A 15,838-nucleotide genomic window follows, 5' to 3' on the forward strand; every position below is an offset into this window, starting at 1 on the left:
GCGCTAGTGCTGCTTACCGCCGTCGACGATCTTGCGCTTGCCGATCGGGGACTTCAGCTTGACCGTCGTGGTCTTCTCGATGGCGAGCATGATGCAGGAGACGTTCTGCGCCTTGGCGGCCGTGCCCTCGTAGAGGGTGATGGTCACCCGCTTGGCCGTCTCCTTCACCTTCACGCTGTCCAGCACCGTGCACGGTTCGACGCCCGACCACCAGACGAGCTTGACCTGCCGGTCCTTGGCCTTGGCCTTGGTGAAGGGGACCTTGCGGGTGTTCACGGCGTCGCCGACCGGCTTGACCTGCTTGGGCGGCTTGGTGGGGGCTTGCGAAGGAGTGGAGATCACCGGCTGGGCGGTGACGGGCTCGTGGGGGTTGACGCGGCCTGCCGTGTCGGTGGCGGCAGCGCCGCAGCTCACGGTCAGCATCAGGCATCCGGCCACTAGGGCTGTAGTCCGCATATCCGTATGACGGATCCGGCCACCGCCCGGTTCACCCGTCCTGTCCCACGCAGGCCGGTTTGAGAGCGGGCGGTGGCCGGGGAGACGGCGCGGGGAGGGGGCGGAGGTCGGGAGGCGGCGCGGGAAAGGTCGGTGATCGGGGAGGGGCGTGGGGTCTACGCTGGTGGCGTGCTGCGTCACGTCCTCCTCACCGCCTCGCGAAGCGAGCGCGTCGAGCGCCTCGTCTCCTCGTCCCCGCTCACCAGGGGTGTGGTCCGCCGCTACGTCGCCGACGACGTGGCGGCCGTCGTCCACGACCTGTCCGACCAGGGTCTGCTGGTCACGGTCGACCACCTCGGCGAGGACGTCACCGACAGGACCGTGGCCGAGCGCGAGGTCCGCGCCTACCTGGCCCTCATGGAACGGCTCCCCGCGGGGGCCGACGTCTCTGTCAAGCTCACCGCCCTCGGCCTGCGCCTGTCCGAACAGCTCGCCCTCGACAACGCCGCCTCCGTCTGCGAGGCGGCAGCGGCCAAGGGGCTGACGGTCACCCTCGACGCCGAGGAGCATGACACCGTCGAGGCGCAGCACTCGATCCACTCGACCCTCCGCAAGGAGCACCCCGACGTCGGCGTGGTCGTCCAGTCCTACCTGCGTGACGCGCAGGAGCGCTGCGCGAAGGTCGACAGCGCGAGGGTACGGCTGTGCAAGGGCGCCTACGCCGCTCCCGAGGCGCTGGCGTTCACCTCCCCGAAGGACATCGACCGCAGCTACGTCCGCTGCCTCAAGACGCTCATGGCCGGAACCGGCTACCCGATGGTCGCCACCCATGACCCGCGCCTGATCGAGATCGCCGCCGCGCTGGCGGTGCTGCACGGGCGCGACACGTCCGGGTTCGAGTTCCAGATGCTGTACGGCGTCCGCCCTGATGAGCAGCTGCGCCTGGCGGGGGTCGGCTCGCAGGTCAGGGTGTACGTGCCGTACGGCGACGACTGGTACGCCTACCTCATGCGCCGCCTCGCCGAACGCCCCGCCAACCTCGCCTTCTTCGCCCGCTCACTCCTCTCCAGGGGATAGGTAGGCTGCCCGCATGATTGCGATTCTGGGAACCGGCAAGATGGGCGAAGCCCTGCTGTCGGGGCTGCTGCGGGCCGGGTTCAAGCCGGGCGACGTCCTGGCGACCGTGCGCAGGGAGGAGCGGGCCCAGGCGCTTCGGGAGACGTACGGCGTGCGGACCGTGTCGAACACCGAGGCCGCCAAGGTCGCCGACACGTTGATCCTCGCGGTCAAGCCGCAGGACATGGCCGCCCTGCTGGCCGAGATCGCCCCCTACGTGCCGGCCGACAGGCTCGTCATCTCGGCGGCGGCGGGCATCACGACCTCGTTCGTCGAGCAGCGGCTCGGCGTGGACGTGCCGGTGGTCAGGGTCATGTCGAACACGCCGATCAAGTTCGACGAGGCGATGAGCGTGATCTCCGCGGGGGCCTTCGCGGGTGAGGAGCACCTGCAGCGCACCGAGAGCCTGCTCAAGCCGGTGGGCAAGGTGCTGCGGATCCCCGAGTCGCAGCAGGACGCGGCCACGGCGCTGTCGGGCAGCGGGCCCGCCTACGTCTTCTACCTGGTCGAGGCGATGGTGGACGCGGGGATCCTGCTGGGGATGCCGCGCGCGGCGGCGCTGGACATGGTCACGCAGTCGATCGTGGGAGCGGCGATCATGCTGCGCGACTCGGGAGAACACCCGGTGATCCTCCGCGAGGCGGTCACCTCGCCCGGCGGGACGACGATCGCGGCGATCGCCGAGCTGGAACGGCACAGCGTGCGCGCGGCCTTCCTCGCCGCCATCGAGGCCGCCCGCGACCGCGGCCGCGAGCTCGCCTCCGGCTGACCCGTGGGGTCCCCCGGACCCCACTGTTAAGAAGCTTTCCTGTGTGCGGCATCATTGCCGACCATGACCGTCTGGACCCGAGACTTCCGGCTGTTCTTCACCGCGAGAACCGTGTCCATGCTCGGCTTCTCCATGGTGCCCGTCGCCACCGCCCTCGGGATGCGCCAGGCGGGCTACGGCGCCACCGGTGTCGGCCTCACGCTGGCCGCCGGTACGGGCCCCATGGTCATCCTGATCCTCTTCGGCGGCGTCCTCATGGACCGTTTCACCCCGCGCAGGATGATGGTCGCCGCCGACCTCGTCCGGGTCGTCTCCCAGGCCACCACCGCTGTCCTGTTCATCACCGGCCGCCCTCAGCTCTGGCAGATCCTCCTGCTGTCGGCGGTCAACGGCGTCGCCACTGCCATGTACAGCCCGGGCGTCGCGGGCACCATCCCCCGCATCACCGCCGACGTGCAGAAGGCCAACGCCACCCTCCGCGTCTCGGAGGCGATCGTGCAGCTCGTCGGCCCGGGAGTGGCGGGCGCGCTCGTCGGTCTGGCGGGCGTCGGCACCGTCTTCGCCATGGACGCCGCCGGTTTCGCCATCAGCGCCGCCTGCCTGCTCCTGATGCGCACCAGGGTCATCGCGGGCGCCGAGGCCGAGGAGCCGGTGCTGCGCAGGCTGCGCGAAGGGTGGCACGAGTTCAGGTCCCGCACCTGGATGTGGAGCGTCATCCTCGTCTGGGTCATCTTCGGCATCACGCTGTTCGGCCCGCTGACCCCGCTCGGCTCCCTGCTGATCACCGACGCGTACGGCGAGACCGCCTACGGCCTGGTCCTGTCGGCGGGCGGCGCGGGCACGATCGTCGGCGGGCTGGTCGCCATGCGCGTCCGCCCGGCCAGACCGCTGGCGGCGGGCGCGGCGGGGCTGCTGCTGTTCGCGGTCGTACCCCTGACGATCGCCCTCGGCGCGCCCCTCCACCTGCTCATGGCGGGTCAGGTGGTGGGCGGCGCGGCGTGGGCGTTCTGGTCGGTGATGTGGGCGACCAGCGTGCAGACCCTGGTGCCGGGCGACGCGCTCAACAGGGTCAGCGCCTACGAGATCGGCGGCTCGATGATGGCGATGCCGGTCGGCAACGCGATCGCGGGCCCGGTGGCGGACGTGGTCGGCCCGGAGAACGTGCTGGGCTTCTCCGTGCTGGTCGCGATCAGCGGATGCGCGGCGCTGCTGGCCGTACCGGCGGTGAGAGGGGTACGGCAGGCGACCGCCTGATCCGCCCTCTACGCTAGGCGGCGTGACGGTCAGTCGCGGTATCCCCCCGCTGCTCCTCCTTTTAGCGCTTACCGGCTGCACCGCCGATGAGCCGCCCGCCTTCCAGCTCGCGCAGGTACAGCGCGCCCCGGTCACCGAGGTCGTCGAGGCGCCCGCCACCATCGGCGCCAGGGCCACGGCCACGCTGCGCGCGCCCGCCCAGGGCACGGTGAGCAAGCTGTACGTGCGCGACGGCGAGAAGGTGGCCAAGGGCCAGATCCTCGCCAGGATCCGCTCGCCTCAGGCGACCGGCCAGCTCGACCAGGCGCGCAAGGCGGCGCGGCCGGTGGCCGCCCCCTCGACGCCCCGCCTGGCGAGCATCGACACCAGCGCCTTCGACCGCAAGATCGCCAGGCATTTCGCGAAGGCCAGGGCGGAGGCGCGCAAGGTCGACGACGCGTCCGCGCGCAGGCAGCTGCTGTCGGCCATCGACCTGGCCGAGACCCAGCACAAGGCGAACAAGCAGGCGCTGTCCCAGATCACCGCCTCGCTCAGCCGTACCGTCAGCGGCTTCACCAGCGGGTTGACCGCCTCGATGTCGTCGCTGCAGGCCGCCTCGCGCACGCAGGCGAAGGCGGCGGTGAAGGCGGCCGAGTCCACGGTGAAAGCGCTCACGATCAAGGCGCCGTTCGGCGGCGTCGTCACCCTCGGACGCCCTTCGGGCGGGGGCGGGTCCAGCGCGTTGAGCGGCCTGCTCGGGCAGATCCCCGGGGGCGCGGCGGCGCAGCTGCCTGCCGTACCGGCCGGTGGGTCCTCCGGCGGCGGCGCGGCGGTCGCGGTCGGCGTGCCGGTGTCGGCGGGCGACCCGATCGTGACGGTGACCGATGTCTCCAAGCTGACGCTGTCGGCCGACATCGACGAGACCGACGTGCTGCTGGTCAAGCCGGAGACGCGCGCGGAGATCGAGCTCGACGCGGTGCCGGGCGCGACCTACACCGCGACGGTGACCGGCGTCGGCATCCAGCCCATGGAGGCCACCACCGGCGGCGTCAGCTATCCGGTGCAGCTGTCGCTCGGGCCTGGCGTCTTCGACGACGGTTCCAAAGCGCCCACCCCCAAACCCGGCATGAGCGCGGTCGCCAGGCTGACCGTCCGCGAGGCGCCCGCCGCCGTCGCGGTGCCCGCCTCCGCGATCGTCTCCAGCGGGCGGGAGAGCGTGGTCTGGGTCTCGGCCGACGGTACGGCCCTGCGGCGCGTGGTCAAGCTCGGCGCCCAGGGCGATGCCATGGTCGAGGTGGCGAGCGGACTGACCGTGGGCGAGCGCGTGGTGGTCAAGGGCGCCGACACCGTACGGCAGGGCCAGCCGCTGTCATGACCCCCGCACTGGAGGCCGTCGACCTCACCCGCTCCTACCAGCTCGAAGGCGTCTCCGTCGACGCGCTGCGAGGGGTCAGCCTGCGGATCGGCCAGGGCGAGTTCGCGGCGATCGTCGGGCCCTCGGGGTCGGGCAAGTCGACGCTGATGCACCTGCTCGGCTGCCTCGACCGGCCCACGTCCGGCGCGTTGCGGGTGAACGGCACCGAGATCTCCGCCCTGTCGGACACTGCGCTCGCCTCGCTGCGCAACAGGACGATCGGGTTCGTCTTCCAGTCGTTCCACCTGCTGGGGCGGACCTCGGCGCTGGACAACGTGGCGCTGCCGCTGGTCTATCGCGGGGTCGGCAAGGCGGAGCGGCGGTCGCGGGCCAGGCGGGCGCTGGAGGCGGTGGGGCTGGGACACCGGCTCGACCACCGGCCCTCCCAGATGTCGGGCGGCGAGCAGCAGCGGGTGGCGATCGCGCGGGCGCTGGTGGGGGAGCCCTCGGTGCTGCTGGCCGACGAGCCGACCGGCAACCTCGACACGCGCAACGGCGTCGAGGTGATGGCGATCCTCGACCGGCTGAACGCCGACAGCGGCGTGGCGATCGTGCTGGTGACGCACGAGCCCGAGGTCGCCGCCCACGCTCGCCGCCAGATCCACGTCCGCGACGGCCTCATCGAACTCGACACGGCACGTGGGGAGGCGGACCGGTGAGAGGCGCGGAGGCGTTCTTCATGGCGCTGGAGGCCCTCAGGGTCAACCGGCTGCGCAGCACGCTCACCATGCTCGGCGTCATCATCGGCGTCCTGGCCGTCGTCATCCTCGTGGCCATCGGCTCGGGCGCCAAGAACGCCATCGAGCGGGAGATCTCCGGCCTCGGCAGCAACATCATCCTGGTCGTCCCCGGCCAGCTCAGCGTGGGCGCCGCGCCCACCCAGAGCAGGATGAACCTGTCCGACGCCGCCTTCGTGCGGCGGGTCGTGGGCGACCCCGGCAAGGTCACCGTCTCCGTCCAGTCGGGCGAGACCGTGCGCGTCGGCAGGACGGAGGCGTTCGTCACGATCGTCGGCACCGACGAGAACCTCCCCAACATCTTCCAGCGCCCCCTCGACCGGGGCCGCTATCTGACGGAGACCGACGTCGACACCCGCCGCAGGGTCGCGGTGCTCGGCGCGGAGGTGGCCGACGAGCTGTTCGGCGACGTCGACCCCCTGGGCCGCCAGATCACCGTCTCTGGCGCCCGTTTCCGGGTGGTCGGCGTCTACGCGACGGTCGGCGCGACGTTCGGGGTGGCCCGTGACAAGGAGGTGCACGTCCCCGTCACGACCGCGCAACGGCTGATCGGCGCCGACAAGATCAACGGCATCGCGGTCGGCGCCTCGGGCCCCGACGAGATCGAGCCGCTCCAGCAGAAGGTCGTCGCCGCGCTGGGCGAGCGCTACCCGGGCGAGCGCTTCTCCGCCGTCACCCAGACCCAGCTGCTCGGCACCATCGGGAGTGTGCTCGGGATGCTGACCGGCGTGCTCGCCGCCATCGCGGGCATCTCGCTGCTCGTGGGCGGCGTCGGCGTCTCCAACATCATGCTCGTCAGCGTCCGCGAACGCACCCGCGAGATCGGGCTGCGCAAGGCACTGGGGGCGCGTCAGCGCGACATCCTGGCGCAGTTCCTCATCGAGGCGGTGCTGCTGACCACCATCGGCGGCGTGCTCGGCATCCTGCTGGGCGTGGGCGGCGCGCTGGCCATCCAGGCGCTCACGCCCGTGCCCGCGGCGATCACCTGGTGGTCGGTGGCGCTGGCGTTCGGGGTGTCGGCCGCCGTCGGCGTCTTCTTCGGGGTGGCCCCGGCCCGCCGGGCGGGCCGCCTGGACCCGGTGATCGCCCTGCGCGCGGAGTGACCTCGCGCTCCCTGAGAACCCGGGATCACCCGCACGGCAGCTCCGCCACGATCACGGTGGGCCCGCCGGGCGGGCTGGTCACCGTGAAGCGGCCGTCCAGCGCGGCCACCCGCCGCGCCAGTCCTGACAGCCCGCCGCCCGCCGCGTTCGCCCCGCCCACCCCGTCGTCCTGGACGCGCACGACGACCGTCGTGTCCTGCTCGCGAACCTCGACGGTGACCGCGGTGGCCTCGGCGTGCTTGGCCGCGTTGGTCACCGCCTCGCTGACCACGAAGTACGACGCCGTCTCCACCGCCATCGGCGGCCGGCCGGGCAGGTCGCAGACGACCTTGACCGGGATCTCGGAGCGCTCGGCCACCCCGGCCAGCGCGTCGGCGAGCCCGAGGGAGTCCAGCCCCGACGGGTAGACCCGCCAGGCCACCTCGCGAAGCTCGGCCAGCGCCTGCTGCGCCTGCTCGTGCGCCTGCGCGAGCAGTTCAGGCCGCCCTCTGCGGGCACGCCCGACCAGCATGGACAGCGCCACCAGCCGTTGCTGCAGCCCGTCGTGCAGGTCCCGCTCGATCCTGCGCCGCTCGGAGTCGACGGCCGCCAGCACGCCGGCGCGGCTCTCGGCCAGCTCGGTGATACGGCGGTGCAGCGCCTCGGTGGGGTCGGGGGCGAGCATGCGCGCGGCCAGCCGCCGTTCCAGCGCGTGCACCCCGACCAGGCCCGACAGGTCCAGGAACAGCAGCACCGACCCGCCCAGGGCGGCGTAGGCGAGCAGCGGCACGGTCGGCGCCATGCCGTCGACCGGCAGGCCCCTGCCCCAGAACCAGGCCAGGACGACGGCCACCCCGAGGCCATAGCCGAGCAGGGCGAGGACCAGGCCGCCGAGCACGCCCACCGGCACCCTGGCCGCCAGGTAGCGCAGCTCCTGCCCGTCGGAGCGGTCCGCGTCGAGCCCGAGGGCGGCGGGGTCGAGCCGCAGGCGGCGGGCTTCGAGTACGGCCAGCAGCCGGGCCGCCCGCCGTACGCCGGGCCGGGTCCCGAAGGGCAACGCGGCCAGCACGAAGACGAGATCGAGCAGCGCGGTGACCGTCCCGAGGACCACCGCGCCCAGCAGCCGCAGCCCCCTAATGGTGAGCCACATGCCGACCCTTTCGCCGCTCGCTCAGCCGGACCCCGAGGAAGACGAGGACGGCCAGCGCGACGACGGCGATCACCACGTTGGTGCCCACTCCGACATATGTCTCCACGATGGACCAATTCTCCCCGAGGAAGTAGCCGGCCAGGACGAAGATCGTGTTCCAGATGAGGCTGCCGGCCGTGGTCAGCAGCGTGAAGCCGCCCAGCGGCATCCGCTCGACCCCGGCTGGGATGGAGATCAGGCTGCGGAAGATGGGGATCATCCGTCCGAAGAACACCGTCTTGCGGCCGTGCTTGAGGAACCACGCCTCGGTCTTGGCGATGTCGGAGAGCTTCAGCAGCGGGATCCGCGCGGCCAGGGCCAGGGTGCGCTCGCGGCCGAGCAGTGCGCCCACCCAGTAGAGCGCGAGCGCGCCGACCACCGAGCCCGCGGTGGTCCACAGCAGCACGCTCAGCAGGTCCAGCTCGCCCCGGGAGGAGGCGAAGCCGGCCATCGGCAGGATCACTTCGCTGGGGAGGGGCGGGAAGAGGTTCTCCGCCGCGATCGCCAGCCCGGCCCCCGGCGCGCCGAGGCTTTCCATGAGGTTGATCAGCCATTCCGTCATGCCTCATAAGCTACGAACGATCATGATGTATCCGGAATGAGGTGCATGGCCGTTCCGGGGGTGCGGAAAACCACAGGCACAGCCGGATACGCGCCTCATTCCGGCGGCCGGGCGACCGAACCTACTGTTCCTGGCCATGATCGGAAAGATGTTCGACGTCCCGAGACGGGCGCTGGCCGGGATGGCGGCCCTTCTCACGCTGGCCGCGGTGATCCTGCTGTCCGCCATGGCCGACAGCACGATGCAGCCCCTCCCGACGAGCGCCCCCGGCACCCAGTTCATCGCCGAGCGCGCCCTGGCCCACCTGGAGAGGTTCGCCGCCGAGCCGCGGCCCATCGGCAGCCCCGCCAGTGACCGGGCCAGGGACTACCTGGTCGGGCAGCTGCGCGCCGCGGGCCTCGAGGTCGAGGTCCAGCGGTCGGTGGGAGCCCGCTCGGCGGCGGGGCTGGCGACGTTCGGCCAGGTCGACAACATCGTGGGGCGGCTGCCCGGCACCGATCCGACCGGCACGGTCCTCATCGCCGCGCACTACGACTCCGCGGCCATGGGGCCCGGTGCCTCCGACGACGGCGCGGCGGTGGCCGCGATGATCGAGACGATCAGGGCGCTGCGAGAGGGCACCGGCCCGCGTAACGACATCGTGCTGCTGATGTCGGACGGCGAGGAGGACGGCGTGCTCGGCGCCGAGGCGTTCGTCAGGGAACACCCCCTGGGGCGCAAGGGCGGGGTGCTGCTGAACTGGGAGGCCCGCGGGGTGAGCGGCCCCTCGCTGATGTTCGAGACCTCCAGGAACAACGCCCGGCTGGTCGAGGCGTTCGTCAACGCCGTTCCCGCCCCGCGCGGCGACTCCTCCATGGTGGAGCTCTACCGGCTGCTGCCGAACAACACCGACTTCACCCCGCTGACCAAGGCCGGATTCACCGGCATGAACTTCGCCTACATCGAGCGTTCCTCGCTCTACCACACCGCCGGTGACTCCATCGCCAACCTCAACCGGGGCAGCCTGCAGCACCACGGCACCAACATGCTGGCGCTGGCGCGCTCCCTCGGCGACACGGATCTTCGGACGCTGTCCTCCGACCACGACGTCACCTACTTCCGCGCCCTCGGCACCATGATCACCTACCCGGACCTGTTCGTCTGGCCGCTGGCGGCGCTGGCCGTCCTCGCGGTGGCGGGGCTGGCGGTCGTCGGCCGCGTCAGGCGGCTGCTCAGCCTTCCCCGGCTGCTGGTGGCGACGGTCTCGGCCGTCGTACCGCTGATCCTGTCGGTGGTCCTCGCGCAGGGGCTGTGGGAGCTGCTCGTGGCCTGGCGGCCCGCCTACGACGCGATGGGCGGGCTGCTGCACCGCCCGCTGCCGTTCCAGGCGGCCGTCGCGGTCCTGTCCGCGCTGGCGGTGCTCGGCTGGTACCAGTCGATGCGCCGCAGGCTCGGACCGGCGGCGCTGTCGGTCGGCGCACTGCTCTGGCCGGCCGGGCTGGGCGTCCTGTGCGCCCAGGTCGCTCCGGGGGCGTCCTTCCTGTTCGCCCTCCCTTCGATGCTGTGCGCGCTCGGCGGTCTGGCCGCCCTCCTGCTCCCCCCGCTCACCTGGGTACGGCTGGCGGCGGCCCTGCTGGGTCCGATCACGGCCGCGATGCTGCTGCCCTCCCTGGCAGGCAATGCCTTCGACGGGATGGGGCTGGCGCTCGGCGGGGCGAGCGCGCTGGTGCTGGCACTGTTCGGGCTGTCGGTGCTGCCGATCGTGGAGCTGTTCCTGCCCGACCCGGCCACGAAGCCCAGGCGGGCCGCCGTGCTGGCCGTACCCCTGACGGCGGTCGTCCTCGCGGTGGGGCTGGTGGGCACGGGGCTGCTGGCGGACAGGTTCGACGCGGACCGGCCGCGGCGCACCCACCTGGCGTACGTCATGGACGCCGACACCCGCGCCGCGCACTGGGTCAGCGCCGACGGCGAGCCCGCGGAGTGGACCAGGCGGTACGTGTCAGGCCACGACCGGGCGGCGCTGCCCGAGGGGTACGCCAGGGGCGCGCTGTGGACCGGCCCCGCACCGGCGATCAGCGCCCACGGCCCGCGAGCCGACGTGCTGGCGCGCCGCGGGGACACCGTCAAGCTGCGCGTGACCGGCGGCAACGGCGCACGCTCGGTGACACTGCGGTTCGACCGGCCGATCACCCAGGCCACCGCGGACGCCGGCCGGTTCGGCTCGGTGAGCGTCCCCGTCACCGGCACGCGAACCGGCACCTGGCCCGCCGAGATCCGCTTCCGCGGCATCCCCGCCCGTGGAGTCACGATCACCGTGCGCGTCCCTGGCGCCGACCGGGTCCGTCTCACCGTCATCTCCGAGACCGACGGACTGTCCGCGGTGCCGGGTTTCGTCCCCAGACCCGCGGGCCTGGTCGCGGCCACCAGAGAGGACGGCGACCTCGTCGCGGTCACCCGCACCTACGCCCTGCCCTAGATCCGGCTCTCCCCAGGCGACCTCGATCCCGGCGACTGCGGTAACGTCGGCCGCATGAGCGAGTCGGCGCGAGTCGTCTGGGACGACGCCCTCACTGCCTATGATTTCGGCCCGGGTCACCCCCTCGCTCCCGTCAGGGTCGAGCTGACCATGGCGCTGGCGCGCGAGCTGGGCGTCCTCGACAGGACCGAGGTGGTCGGCTGCGCGCCCGCCACCGACGACGAGCTGGCCCTCGTCCACAAGCGCGACTACATCGAGGCCGTCAAGCGCGTCTCCGCGGACGGCGGGCCCGACCTGACCGCCGGTCTCGGCACCCCCGACAACCCGGCCTTCAGAAGCGTCCACGAGGCCTCCGCGCTCATCGCGGGCGCCTCGCTGGCCGCCGCCCGCTCGGTCTGGGAGGGTACGGCCGAGCACGCCGTCAACATCGCGGGCGGCCTGCACCACGCCATGGCCAACTTCGCGAGCGGCTTCTGCGTCTACAACGACCCCGCCGTGGCGATCGGCTGGCTGCTGGCCCAGGGCGCCTCGAAGGTCGCCTACGTCGACGTCGACGTCCACCACGGCGACGGCGTCCAGGCGCTCTTCTACGACGACCCCCGCGTGCTGACCATCAGCCTCCACGAGAGCCCCCGCACACTCTTCCCCGGCACCGGATGGCCGGAGGAGACCGGCGCGGACGGCAGCGCGGTCAACGTGGCGCTGCCCGCGGGCTGCGGCGACGAGGGCTGGCTGCGCGCCTTCCACGCGGTGGTGCCGCCGCTGCTGCGCGAGTTCCGGCCGGAGATCCTGGTCACCCAGCACGGCTGCGACAGCCACGCGCTCGACCCGCTGGCCCACCTGATGCTCAGCCTCGACGGCCAGCGCGCCGCCTACGAGGCGCTGCACCGCCTGGCCCACGAGACGGCGGGCGGGCGCTGGGTGGTCACGGGAGGCGGCGGCTACGAGCTGGTCCAGGTGGTGCCAAGGGCGTGGACGCACCTCATCGCCGAGGTGTCGGGCCATCCCCTCGACCCGTCGACAAGGACGGGCCAGGCCTGGCAGGCGCTGGTCCGCGAGCGGACGAGGGAGACGCCGCCGCTCACCATGACCGACGGCAGGAACCCGCGGTTCACCGACATCTCCGGCGGCTACGACCCCGCCGACGCGGTCGACCGGGCGATCATGGCGACGAGGAACGCGGTGTTCCCCTTCCACGGCCTCGACCCGATGCCCTGACGGGCCGGGAGCACCGTGTGCGACGTGGGAATTTCGTGACCTAAGTGATGGTTCAGACCATTTGTGGAGCGTAGGCTGCCACAGGTGGGAAGGAGAGCCCAGTGCTGACCCGCGACGAACTGCGCGAGCACCTGGTCCGCACGCGCATCGCCGGAGATGTGGCCACCAGCAGGGAGAACAACCTCGACCACTACAGGTCCGTCGCGAACCGTGACCCGTACTTCCTTTTCGGGCTGACCAGCCTCGAGAACTGGTCCTACCGCGACGTCCTCGCCCAGATGGCCAAGTCGGCCGGCGTGGTCGCCGACCCCGGGCACCGTGAGGGTCAGGACACCATCGACCCCGAGCGCACGATCGACCAGCTCGACCTCATGGCCGAGCGGATCGCCGTTGTGCTGGCCAAGCCCTCACCCCGCGTGCTGTTCGCCACGGGGCACCCGACCGGGCTGCTCGCCATCCACCTGCCGCTGGCCGCGGCCGTGGCGGCCAAGGGGGCCACGCTGCTGTCCCCGGCCGAAGGCTGGACCTACTGGGGAGCGGGCTTCGGCAGGAAGCGTAAGATCCGCTACCTGGGCGACGTCGCGATGCTCGACGACCGGGGCGGCTTCGTCCACACGCACGACTCGGCGCCGATGGAGGCCATGCTGGCCGAGCTCGGCGACGCGCGTCCCGACCTCGTGATCGCCGACCACGGGTGGGCGGGCGCGGCCGGCGAGGCGGGCATCCCGACCGTGGGTTTCGCCGACAGCAACGACCCCGCGCTCTTCCTCGGCGAGGCGGAGGGGAAGATCGATGTCGTGGTTCCGCTCGACGACAACGTGCTCCCACGCTATTACGCGCCGTTGACCGATCGGCTCGTCACACGAGTCTCACAAGCCCTTTGAGTTGAATTCGGCCCTCCCTATACCGTCTTTTCGCGCCTGCATTCCAAGAGGCTCGTCGTCCCTTTGCCAACTTTTGGGAGGGGCTGGGCGACTCTTATGTGTACGAACATGGACGGTTCCAACGTCCAGGCGAGGGGCACGGCCCGGCTGCTGGCCAGCGATTTTGCTGGTTCCGCTGACAGGCGGCTCCGATAACTGGGAAAGTAGGGGGTTTGCGCACTCGGAGTCCCGACTTACGCTGACGGCAGTACACGTGCGTGAGCAATGGCACCAGTGGGGATAACCCGGAAACACGTGCGGAAGAGGCGTCCGATGGGTGCAGGCGAAAGACCTCTCAGCGAGGTGAAGTTCCTGACCGTCGCCGAAGTGGCCACGGTCATGCGGGTGTCCAAGATGACGGTGTACCGGTTGGTGCACTCCGGCGAGCTCCCGGCCATCAGGGTCGGCCGCTCGTTCCGAGTTCCCGAGCAGGCGGTCCACGACTACCTGAGGGAGGCGTACATCGAGGCGGGATAGGCCCAGAAGGTAGCGGTGTGATCGGTGGTCACATCGCGAGTGTCGTCACACGGTCACCCCCAGGGGGCGATCTACCGTGGATCGCCGGTAGTCTGTTGACCGGTGTGCGCTCGCACACCGATTCAGCCTTGCTATCAGTTACCTGGGGGTCCCGTGGGCTCTGTGATCAAAAAGCGCCGCAAGCGGATGGCCAAGAAGAAGCACCGCAAGCTGCTGAAGAAGACGCGCATCCAGCGTCGTAACAAGAAGTAGACGCAGTCTGTGAGGCGCCGATGACCCACACCGTGCTTGTCACCGGGGTCTCGCGCCACATCGGCGCCCGGGTGGCGAGCGTGCTCGCGGCGGACCCGGACATCAGTCGCGTCATCGGAGTGGACACCGTGCCGCCCCCCTCGCTCACCCGAGATGGCGGCATCTCCCTCGGCCGGACGGAGTTCGTCCGGGTGGATCTTCGCAGCCCCGACATCGCTCAGGTGATCGCGGCTGCGGACATCGACATCGTCGTGCACATGAGCCTCGTCAGCGCTCCCTCGGGGAACGCGGGCCGAGCGTCCATGAAAGAGCACAACGTCATCGGCACCATGCAACTGCTCGGTGCCTGTCAGCGGTCGTCGACCGTGCGCCGCGTGGTGGTTCGTTCCACCACCGCGGTCTACGGCTCGTCGGCGATGGATCCAGCGGTGTTCACCGAGGACGTCGAACCTCACGACAGCCCGTCCCACGGCTATGCCAAGGACGCGGTCGAGGTCGAAGGCTATGTCCGGGGCTTCGCGCGACGCCGTCCCGATCTGACGGTGTCGACGCTGCGCTTCGCCAACTTCATGGGCCCCGGCGTCGACTCGCCCCTGACGCGCTACTTCGCCCAGGCCGTCCTGCCGACCGTGTTCGGCTTCGACCCCCGGCTGCAGTTCGTCCACGAGGACGACGCGGTCGAGGTGTTGCGCAGGATGGCGCTGGAGGATCACCCCGGCACGTACAACGTGACCGGGGAAGGCGTGCTTCTGCTGTCGCAGTGCGCGCGCAGAGCGGGCGCCGTCACCCTGCCGGTCCTCGCCCCCGCCTTCCGCCTGCTGGGCGAGTTCGCCCGCAGCGCGGGCCTGGCCGACTTCTCGCCCGAGCAACTGCGGCTGCTGCACCACGGCAGGGTCGTCGACGGCGCCAAGCTCGCCGCCGAACTCGGCTGGAAGCCCAAGTTCACCACCGCCGCGGCGTTCGACGACTTCCTGCGGTCGAGGAAAGGTGTCAGGAGTTGAGCGCCTCTCCCGAAGAGCGCCAGGTGATTCCCATCACCGAGGCGCCCTCCTACACCGCCGGTGACGACGACGCCGTCGCCCGCCTGCTGGCCTTCCTGCGCCACCGCCTCACCGGCGAGTACGAGGTCGACGAGTTCGGCTACGACGCCGAGCTCACCGACAAGGTCCTGCTGGAGCTGATCAGGCCGCTCTACCACCGGTGGTTCCGCGTCGAGACCGTCGGCCTCGACAACATCCCCGCCGACAGCGGCGCGCTCATGGTCGCCAACCACTCGGGCACGCTGCCCGTCGACGCCCTGATGATGCAGGTGGCCGTCCACGACGAGGCGGGGCGCGCGCTGCGGCTGCTCGGCGCCGACCTCGTCTACCAGCTGCCCGTGCTCGCCCACCTGGCCCGCAAGACCGGCCACACCCTGGCCTGCCGCGAAGACGCCGACCGCCTGCTGCGCAAGGGCGAGCTCGTCGGGGTGTTCCCCGAGGGCTTCAAGGGCGTCGGCAAGCCCTTCGCCGAGCGATACCAGCTCCAGCGCTTCGGCCGGGGCGGCTTCGTCGCCTCCGCCATCCGCGCGGGCGTGCCCATCGTGCCCACGGCGATCGTCGGCGCTGAGGAGATCTACCCCAAGATCGGCGACCTGCGCTTCCTGGCCCGGCTGCTCGGCCTGCCGTACCTGCCGATCACGCCGCTGTTCCCGTGGTTCGGCCTGCTCGGCCTGGTGCCGCTGCCGTCGAAGTGGATGATCGAGTTCGGCGAGCCGATCAGGACCGACACGCTGGAACCGGCCGCGGCCGACGACCCGATGCTGGTCTTCGAGCTCACCGACCACGTCCGCGAGGTCGTCCAGCAACTGCTCAACGCCCTGCGGCTGCGCCGCGGCCACGCCTTCTTCTGATCCCTTTTTCTGAGCTCTGTACGGCCTGCCGTACCCCCGAGCGTGAACCCGGATGGCGTCAAACGGAGAGATACCGGGGACCGCG

General features: G+C 71.3%; 16 protein-coding genes. 13 read left to right on the forward strand and 3 right to left on the reverse strand.

The genetic code is table 11. The annotated features are described in order from the left end of the window. Positions 1-3: 3 nt before the first annotated feature. Positions 4-423, reverse strand: coding sequence for a hypothetical protein (locus ACFXJ8_RS20760; RefSeq protein WP_379645549.1), 420 nt, complete (start codon positions 421-423; stop codon positions 4-6). 201 nt (positions 424-624) lie between these two features. On the opposite strand from ACFXJ8_RS20760, the gene ACFXJ8_RS20765 reads away from it, so the two are divergent. From ACFXJ8_RS20765 to ACFXJ8_RS20790, 6 genes are all read left to right on the forward strand, one after another. Further along, positions 625-1,512 carry a proline dehydrogenase family protein gene (locus tag ACFXJ8_RS20765; RefSeq protein WP_379645550.1) on the forward strand — a complete coding sequence of 296 codons (888 nt, stop codon included), beginning with the start codon at positions 625-627 and terminating at the stop codon, positions 1,510-1,512. A 13-nt stretch (positions 1,513-1,525) separates the two neighbouring features. Beyond that, a complete protein-coding gene (gene proC, locus ACFXJ8_RS20770; RefSeq protein WP_379645551.1) occupies positions 1,526-2,320 on the forward strand; it encodes a pyrroline-5-carboxylate reductase in 795 nt (264 codons plus the stop codon). Positions 2,321-2,383: 63 nt separating this feature from the next. Then, positions 2,384-3,574, forward strand: coding sequence for an MFS transporter (locus ACFXJ8_RS20775; protein ID WP_379645552.1), 1,191 nt, complete (start codon positions 2,384-2,386; stop codon positions 3,572-3,574). A 22-nt stretch (positions 3,575-3,596) separates the two neighbouring features. Continuing rightward, on the forward strand, positions 3,597-4,928 hold the full coding sequence (locus ACFXJ8_RS20780) for an efflux RND transporter periplasmic adaptor subunit (RefSeq protein ID WP_379645553.1): 1,332 nt from the start codon (positions 3,597-3,599) through the stop codon (positions 4,926-4,928). Further along, the gene (locus ACFXJ8_RS20785; RefSeq protein ID WP_379645554.1) at positions 4,925-5,626 is read left to right on the forward strand and encodes an ABC transporter ATP-binding protein; all 702 of its coding nucleotides are present in this window, start codon (positions 4,925-4,927) and stop codon (positions 5,624-5,626) included. The genes ACFXJ8_RS20780 and ACFXJ8_RS20785 overlap by 4 nt, the downstream gene beginning before the upstream one ends. After that, complete coding sequence (locus ACFXJ8_RS20790) at positions 5,623-6,807, forward strand: ABC transporter permease (protein ID WP_379645555.1); 1,185 nt, start codon at positions 5,623-5,625, stop codon at positions 6,805-6,807. Before ACFXJ8_RS20785 ends, ACFXJ8_RS20790 begins: the two co-directional genes overlap by 4 nt. A 25-nt stretch (positions 6,808-6,832) precedes the next feature. On the opposite strand, the gene ACFXJ8_RS20795 is transcribed toward ACFXJ8_RS20790, so the two are convergent. Both ACFXJ8_RS20795 and ACFXJ8_RS20800 read right to left on the reverse strand, forming a co-directional pair. Further along, positions 6,833-7,936 carry a sensor histidine kinase gene (locus ACFXJ8_RS20795; protein WP_379645556.1) on the reverse strand — a complete coding sequence of 368 codons (1,104 nt, stop codon included), beginning with the start codon at positions 7,934-7,936 and terminating at the stop codon, positions 6,833-6,835. Beyond that, the gene (locus tag ACFXJ8_RS20800) at positions 7,920-8,537 is read right to left on the reverse strand and encodes a DedA family protein (protein ID WP_379645557.1); all 618 of its coding nucleotides are present in this window, start codon (positions 8,535-8,537) and stop codon (positions 7,920-7,922) included. The genes ACFXJ8_RS20795 and ACFXJ8_RS20800 overlap by 17 nt, the downstream gene beginning before the upstream one ends. 136 nt (positions 8,538-8,673) lie before the next feature. Here ACFXJ8_RS20800 and ACFXJ8_RS20805 point away from each other — a divergent pair, with 136 nt between their 5' ends. The 7 genes from ACFXJ8_RS20805 to ACFXJ8_RS20835 all read left to right on the forward strand — a co-directional run bounded on the left by ACFXJ8_RS20805 (position 8,674) and on the right by ACFXJ8_RS20835 (position 15,753). Then, positions 8,674-10,992: a M28 family peptidase gene (locus tag ACFXJ8_RS20805; RefSeq protein ID WP_379645558.1), complete on the forward strand. Its 2,319-nt coding sequence runs from the start codon at positions 8,674-8,676 to the stop codon at positions 10,990-10,992. Between the two features lie 54 nt (positions 10,993-11,046). Next, on the forward strand, positions 11,047-12,210 hold the full coding sequence (locus tag ACFXJ8_RS20810) for an acetoin utilization protein AcuC (RefSeq protein WP_379645559.1): 1,164 nt from the start codon (positions 11,047-11,049) through the stop codon (positions 12,208-12,210). Positions 12,211-12,311: 101 nt separating this feature from the next. Next, complete coding sequence (locus ACFXJ8_RS20815) at positions 12,312-13,094, forward strand: phosphatase (protein WP_379645560.1); 783 nt, start codon at positions 12,312-12,314, stop codon at positions 13,092-13,094. A 312-nt stretch (positions 13,095-13,406) separates the two neighbouring features. Next, positions 13,407-13,610 carry a helix-turn-helix domain-containing protein gene (locus ACFXJ8_RS20820; RefSeq protein ID WP_026214222.1) on the forward strand — a complete coding sequence of 68 codons (204 nt, stop codon included), beginning with the start codon at positions 13,407-13,409 and terminating at the stop codon, positions 13,608-13,610. Between the two features lie 153 nt (positions 13,611-13,763). Then, a complete protein-coding gene (locus tag ACFXJ8_RS20825; RefSeq protein ID WP_018654693.1) occupies positions 13,764-13,862 on the forward strand; it encodes a 30S ribosomal protein bS22 in 99 nt (32 codons plus the stop codon). A gap of 20 nt (positions 13,863-13,882) precedes the next feature. Next, positions 13,883-14,863, forward strand: a complete 981-nt coding sequence (locus ACFXJ8_RS20830) for an NAD-dependent epimerase/dehydratase family protein (RefSeq protein WP_379645561.1) — start codon at positions 13,883-13,885, stop codon at positions 14,861-14,863. Positions 14,864-14,886: 23 nt separating this feature from the next. Then, the gene (locus ACFXJ8_RS20835; RefSeq protein ID WP_379645629.1) at positions 14,887-15,753 is read left to right on the forward strand and encodes a lysophospholipid acyltransferase family protein; all 867 of its coding nucleotides are present in this window, start codon (positions 14,887-14,889) and stop codon (positions 15,751-15,753) included. Positions 15,754-15,838: the final 85 nt, after the last annotated feature.

The sequence above is a fragment of the Nonomuraea sp. NPDC059194 genome, assembly GCF_042754765.1.
GTDB lineage: Bacteria > Actinomycetota > Actinomycetes > Streptosporangiales > Streptosporangiaceae > Nonomuraea.

What these genes read in the sequence shown, in the direction of transcription:
- ACFXJ8_RS20760 (WP_379645549.1), bottom strand. Translation starts at nt 423, where the DNA reads ATGCTGACCGTGAGCTGCGGCGCTGCCGCCACCGACACGGCAGGCCGC.
- proC (WP_379645551.1), top strand. Translation starts at nt 1,526, where the DNA reads ATGATTGCGATTCTGGGAACCGGCAAGATGGGCGAAGCCCTGCTGTCG.
- ACFXJ8_RS20775 (WP_379645552.1), top strand. Translation starts at nt 2,384, where the DNA reads ATGACCGTCTGGACCCGAGACTTCCGGCTGTTCTTCACCGCGAGAACC.
- ACFXJ8_RS20785 (WP_379645554.1), top strand. Translation starts at nt 4,925, where the DNA reads ATGACCCCCGCACTGGAGGCCGTCGACCTCACCCGCTCCTACCAGCTC.
- ACFXJ8_RS20795 (WP_379645556.1), bottom strand. Translation starts at nt 7,936, where the DNA reads ATGTGGCTCACCATTAGGGGGCTGCGGCTGCTGGGCGCGGTGGTCCTC.
- ACFXJ8_RS20800 (WP_379645557.1), bottom strand. Translation starts at nt 8,537, where the DNA reads ATGACGGAATGGCTGATCAACCTCATGGAAAGCCTCGGCGCGCCGGGG.
- ACFXJ8_RS20805 (WP_379645558.1), top strand. Translation starts at nt 8,674, where the DNA reads ATGATCGGAAAGATGTTCGACGTCCCGAGACGGGCGCTGGCCGGGATG.
- ACFXJ8_RS20810 (WP_379645559.1), top strand. Translation starts at nt 11,047, where the DNA reads ATGAGCGAGTCGGCGCGAGTCGTCTGGGACGACGCCCTCACTGCCTAT.
- ACFXJ8_RS20820 (WP_026214222.1), top strand. Translation starts at nt 13,407, where the DNA reads ATGGGTGCAGGCGAAAGACCTCTCAGCGAGGTGAAGTTCCTGACCGTC.
- ACFXJ8_RS20830 (WP_379645561.1), top strand. Translation starts at nt 13,883, where the DNA reads ATGACCCACACCGTGCTTGTCACCGGGGTCTCGCGCCACATCGGCGCC.